This window comes from Psychrobacter sp. 5A.1 (genome assembly GCF_030407455.1).
GTDB lineage: Bacteria > Pseudomonadota > Gammaproteobacteria > Pseudomonadales > Moraxellaceae > Psychrobacter.
On sequence record NZ_JASDDJ010000040.1, the window covers coordinates 24,149 to 30,148 of the forward strand.

The 6,000-nt window shown below is 44.6% G+C and carries 3 protein-coding genes and 1 pseudogene; 1 reads left to right on the forward strand and 3 read right to left on the reverse strand.

Annotated features, from left to right (window positions below):
* Positions 1–256: 256 nt before the first annotated feature.
* The 3 genes from QL982_RS09705 to QL982_RS09715 all read right to left on the reverse strand — a co-directional run bounded on the left by QL982_RS09705 (position 257) and on the right by QL982_RS09715 (position 4,109).
* The gene (locus tag QL982_RS09705; protein WP_290163379.1) at positions 257–1,117 is read right to left on the reverse strand and encodes a hypothetical protein; all 861 of its coding nucleotides are present in this window, start codon (positions 1,115–1,117) and stop codon (positions 257–259) included.
* A gap of 115 nt (positions 1,118–1,232) precedes the next feature.
* Positions 1,233–2,504 carry a beta-ketoacyl-ACP synthase II gene (fabF, locus tag QL982_RS09710; protein ID WP_290163415.1) on the reverse strand — a complete coding sequence of 424 codons (1,272 nt, stop codon included), beginning with the start codon at positions 2,502–2,504 and terminating at the stop codon, positions 1,233–1,235.
* 204 nt (positions 2,505–2,708) lie between these two features.
* Complete coding sequence (locus tag QL982_RS09715) at positions 2,709–4,109, reverse strand: anhydro-N-acetylmuramic acid kinase (RefSeq protein ID WP_290163378.1); 1,401 nt, start codon at positions 4,107–4,109, stop codon at positions 2,709–2,711.
* 231 nt (positions 4,110–4,340) lie between these two features.
* Here QL982_RS09715 and tyrS point away from each other — a divergent pair.
* Positions 4,341–5,549 (forward strand): annotated as a pseudogene (tyrS, locus tag QL982_RS09720) (tyrosine--tRNA ligase); the annotation flags it as partial.
* Between the last annotated feature and the right edge of the window lie 451 nt (positions 5,550–6,000).

Sequence of the window (6,000 nt, forward strand, 5' to 3'; positions counted from 1 at the left end):
TACACTAGGGTGTGTCTTCATTTCAAAAATAGTGATAGAGATGTTTAGCAAGAGTTAGCCCATTTAGATGACTATCGAGTGAATTGAAGACACCCTATAACCAATAATAAAAAAGCCCCGTAAATAGTTTACGGGGCTTTTTAGTGTTCGTTTTTTGGTACAGTCGATCTATTTTAAAAAGAGTACGGTTCTACTGGGATGAATTTTCGAAGCCTCTGTCACAATTGGGAGCAGCCCATGAGAAAAATACTTACCATCAATGGATATTTTTCTTAGCCGTATCATCATTAGTGACTGATATGTTTTGTTCGCTGAAATGCTGGGTCACTTCGGCACGCAACCAAGACTTTAGATTTTCAGACATCAGCATCATTTGCTCACTCAAATAATCATCGACTTGTGTTTCTAGTTCACGGATTAATTTTTGATGCGTTGCACTTAACTTAGCATCTTTCAATGCCAAATTAATGGCCGTACTGGCTTTATTGTTGATGTATTGAATATGGTTGTCGGTCAGCGTACGGGCTTGCGCACTAAAGGATTTACTTTCCGTGTTGTTATCATCACTCACGCTATTTTCGGCATCTTTTACTGCAGAGATGGCTTGTTCAATCTTTAACTGAGGGTTGTTAGCGCTGCTCTCGACACTACCAACACTGCTTTTATCCGCACTGGCTTGGTCTATCTTTGTAGCGACAACTTTTTGATCAGTATGGCTGTGGGTGATTGCTGGCTGCTTATTTTTTTCTTGTTCTCTTTGAGTCGCTTCAGCTTGTTCACGCAGTATGGCTTCGGCTTGGCGTGTCGTTTTTTCGGCTTCTTTTTTCTGTTCTTCTTCTACTCGTTGTTTTTCGTCAGCCGCTTGCTTTTCGGCTTGCTTATCAGAGATGGCTTTGGCAATGACTTGCTCAGCTTCATGATTTTCATAAAGATCATCAAGGTGCGCGTCTAAGTCATGGGTGCTAAAAACAAAGCTTTCAAATGGCGTGTCATTTTGTAATAGGGTCGTGATATCTTTTAGCTCTTGGGTGATTGCGGCGCGAATAGGCTCAGGCGCACACGTCCAACGCTGATAAAACTGATGGGAAAAAGAGTAGCTTGACATGGTATCGTCCATAGATGTTCCAAAAATTACCCCTTATCATACGCAAGTATGATAAGGGGCTGCAAGTGGACAAACGTAGCAAATCTGACACCAAGGTTACAACAACAAAGGTTGTAAGCTTTATAGCTTAGTGGTTGACCGGCCAGCGCGCAAATATTAGCGAGCCATTGGTGCCACCAAAGCCAAAGCTGTTGGAGACGGCGTATTGTAGATTTTCAACTTTACGCGATTGATTGGCCACATAGTCGAGGTTACAGTTGTCTTCCACATTATCCAAGTTAATGGTAGGTGGCACGTGCTGATGCTGTAGGGCAAGCACCGTAAATATGGCCTCAACCCCACCAGCGGCACCCAGTAAATGCCCCGTCATTGATTTGGTTGAGCTCACCAAAATACGGTCTTTTACTGGCGCAAATACGGTTTCAATGGCGATTGATTCTGCAACATCACCAGCAGGTGTACTGGTGCCATGAGCATTGACATAACCAACAGCAGCAGGCTCAATACCAGCATCGTATAAAGCATTTTTCATTGCGCGTGCGGCACCATTGCCATCTTCTGGTGGCGCAGTAATATGACCTGCATCATCGCTCATACCAAAACCGACCAACTCCGCCAGTATTGTCGCGCCGCGCGCTTTGGCATGAGTGAGGCTTTCTAGGACGACCATACCAGCGCCATCACCGAGCACAAAACCATCACGGTCTTTGTCAAATGGGCGTGAGGCTTTGGTTGGCTCATCGTTGCGGGTTGAGAGGGCATGCATAGCCCCAAACCCTGATATACCAAGCGGGCTTGAGCCTTTTTCACTACCACCAGCCAGCATCACATCGGCATCGCCATAAGCGATCAAACGTGCGGCCAGACCCATGGCATGAGTAGCCGTGGTACAGGCTGTCGATGTCGCGAGGTTTGGGCCTTTTAAAGTGTGCTTAATCGCCACCAATCCAGCGGCCATATTGACAATAGAACCTGGAATAATGAATGGCGAAACTTTCATCGCGCCTTTTTCTCGCAAGGTATCACGGCTGTTTTCAATGGTTTGAATACCACCAATCCCTGAGCCTAAGATAATACCAAAGCGTTCTTGATCAACGCCTTGCACAGGGGCATCGGCAGCGCTTACTTCATCGATAAAGCCAGCGTTTTTTAATGCCATGGCAGAGGCTGCCACCCCATAATGCATAAACTCATCATAGCGTCGCGCGTCTTTTGCATTCATATATTGCTTGGCATCGAAGTCTTTGACCACGCCAGCAATCTGCGCACGATATTCCGTCGCATCAAAATGAGTAATCGTTGAGATGCCGCTGTCACCATTGAGCAGCTTAGTCCATGAGCTATCGACGTCTAGTCCCAAAGGTGTCACAGCACCCATACCAGTCACCACTACGCGCATATCGTCTGAGCGCTCGTAATGTGGTTTTTTCTGAGGCGGTTGATACTTCGGCGTTGCGGCAGCATCATTCGTAGCTGTGTCGGTAGATGAACTACTATTTTGGCTCATACTATATATCCTATACTTACGAGTCCTAAGAGGAAGGTATTTCAAAAGTTATTATAAAACACATAGGTGCACGCATGTAAACTATAATTTGACCAGTCAGGCAAAACACACTTGACCCAGCACCACACTTTTACTTGCGCCCGTGACCGCTGGCAAGTTACCCGTTTCACCCATTAATGTCTGTCTCGCTAGCCACGCAAAAGCAACGGCTTCTACCCACGTTGGATCCAGTCCCAAGCTCGCAGTGGTTTCTACTGTGCAATGGGGCAGGTTTGCCTGCAAACGCGTCATTAAATAGCTATTCAATGCACCGCCACCGCAGACGTACACCGAAGTGTTTTTATTAGCGTCGATAAATTGATTGATTTGCGCACTCGCACTGATGGCTGTCAGCTCAGTGAGTGTGGCCTGTACATCTGCTGATGAATAACGAATGACCGCAGATGCCTGTTCGAATTTTTGTAGCTCGTCTTGTAGCCATGCTAAGTTAAAGTCTTCACGGCCCGTACTTTTGGGATAAGATTTTGCAAAAAACGGATGACTTAAAAGTTGGTCGAGTAACGGCTCAATGATCTGACCAGACTGTGCCCAAGCCCCACCTGCATCATAGCCTTTATCTGTATGCAATGCGGTCCACGCGTCCAATAATAAATTGGCAGGGCCAGTGTCGTAACCCACAACACCATAGCCTACGACACTATCTACAACATTACCTATGACATTGTCTGGTTGATTTGATGAGTTATTAGCAGTCGCTGGCAAGACGGTTATATTGGCAATACCGCCTAAGTTCAATAACACGCGAGTGCTGTCAGGCGTGGCAAATAATGCCTGATGAAAGGCTGGAACCAGTGGCGCACCTTGTCCACCAACGGCCATATCACGGCGACGAAAATCGCTAACCACACTGATACCTGTACGTTCAGCGATGATATTGGCATCGAGCAACTGTAAGCTGAATCCCATCTGCGGACGATGGCGTACAGTCTGTCCATGACAGCCAATGGCCAGCACCAACTCTACATCGGTATCGGCTTGTTTTAATAAAGTATTGACCACCTCGCTTGCAAACTCACCATACTCGCGGCTTGCCCAGCCGAACCAGTCCAGCTCACTGTTTGGTTCGTCAGCCGTGGGTGTCAATGTCTGAACACCATTGGGCTGACATAATGCCAATAGCACCTCACGCAGTCGCGGTGGGAAGTCTTGGCTATAAGAAGCTAACACCCGCATGGGCTGCTGCGTTTCTTCTTCACTGCCAGTACCTGTACCGAACTGACAAAGAACGGCATCCATACCGTCCAAACTGGTGCCCGACATCATGCCGATATATAAGCCATCATCGAAGTTTTCAAACACAGTCTGCTCAAGTGCTTCAGTCAGTGTGGCATAGTTTAAATCGTCAATATTGTCCAAACTGTGAGCCAAATCACTATTTATATCTAAATCTGGATGAATATTATCAGGAGTATCAGTAATCGATGCGGGGTTGGTCATGGCAATTTACCTTAAAAAACGCTAGTATATCCGTCAAATTCTAACATTTTTTTGGGCGACAAGACTCGAATACCAGTGCCAAAATCAGAGTAGCCAAGAAAATAAGTGCAAGTACTGATTTAGCAGACTAAACGAGTTTATCATCGCTCATCGTGTTTTTTGGTTTGGTATGATTTAGTATCAATAGCCCAAACGCTTTACCCTTTCAATAAAGACAATAAAGAGATCATCATGACCACGCAAACTTACACCCTAGAAGAACAACTTGCGCTTATCCAACGCGGAACACAAGAAATCCTATCTGAAGAGGATTTAGTGGCGAAGCTTAAGCTAAACCGTCCATTGCGTATCAAGGCAGGCTTTGATCCTACCGCACCTGACCTGCATTTCGGCCACACTGTTCTGATTAATAAACTTAAGCACTTTCAAGATTTGGGTCATGAGATTTATTTCTTAATCGGTGATTATACCGCCAAAATTGGTGATCCTTCTGGCAAAAACAGCACGCGTCCACCATTGACGGTTGAGCAAATCAAAGCCAATGCCACGACTTATGCTGAGCAAGTATTTAAAATTTTGGACAAAGAAAAAACCCGCGTGGTCTTTAATTCAGAATGGTTCAATGACATGAGCGCCGCTGATATGATTCAGCTTGCCAGTCAGCAAACGGTTTCGCGTATGCTTGAGCGTGATGACTTCTCTAAGCGTTATGCCTCACAGACCCCAATCTCTATCCATGAGTTTTTATATCCGCTGGTGCAAGGCTATGATTCTATCGCGCTGAAAGCTGATGTTGAGCTTGGCGGTACCGATCAAACCTTTAACCTATTGATGGGTCGCACGTTGCAAGGTCGTTATGGTCAAGAGCAGCAAGTATGTATCACTGTACCAATTTTGGAAGGGTTAGACGGCGTTAATAAAATGTCTAAGTCTTTAAACAACTACGTGGCCATTTATGATGCGCCGGGCACGATGTACCAAAAAATCTTATCTATGCCAGATACGCTAATTCGCCGCTACTTTGAATTTTTAAGCTTTAAACCAATGGATGAAGTCGAAGGTTTACTAGCAGAAATGGAAAATGGTCGCAATCCACAGGAAATCAAGCGTATTCTGGCCGAAGAGTTAATCGAGCGTTTCCATGACGCTGATGCCGCTGCCAATGCGCACAAATCAGCCGGTAATGTCTTGGCTGATGGCGAATTGCCAATCGATTTGCCAGAAGTGACCTTGACACTTGACGATAGTCAAAGCACATTGTTTATTACTCAAATATTAAACCAAACAGGTTTGGCTAAAAACAGTGCTGCGGCAAAAGATATGCTAAAACGCAATGCTGTGAAAGTAGATGGCGAAGAAATCGATTCTGGTTTTAGCTTAACGTCAGGTCAAACTGTGATTATACAAGCAGGTAAAAAAGCTTATGCCAAAGTAACTCTTATAAATAAGGTAGAAATTTTTAAAGAACTTTTGCATGAGTTTGAACAGATGACTTATGAAAACCACGGAGAGCAAGATCCAGTCCTGAGGAAGCTTAAGATGTTATTGAAAAGTTGTCTAGATGATGGCTTAGTTTACATTGACAAGCTTGAGAAGATTAGTTTTAATCCCTATGAAGCTTATAGACTAAAAGCAGACATTCCCTCTGAATGGTGGGAAGATGATCTTGAGATTGATGAGTCTGGCTGGAAAAAACAGTGGTATGATGCGCAGGAAAATATTCTCAAAATCATGAACGAGGCCTTAGAGGATATTAAGTTTTCTAATTTAATAAAAAGTAAAAACATAACATGAAAGCTCTGATTACGATTTCGGGTGGTGTATCAAAAAGTATGCTGAGGAATTAAAGGAGGGGTGACAGCCGAAGCAAGATGATATATTTGAGGTTATG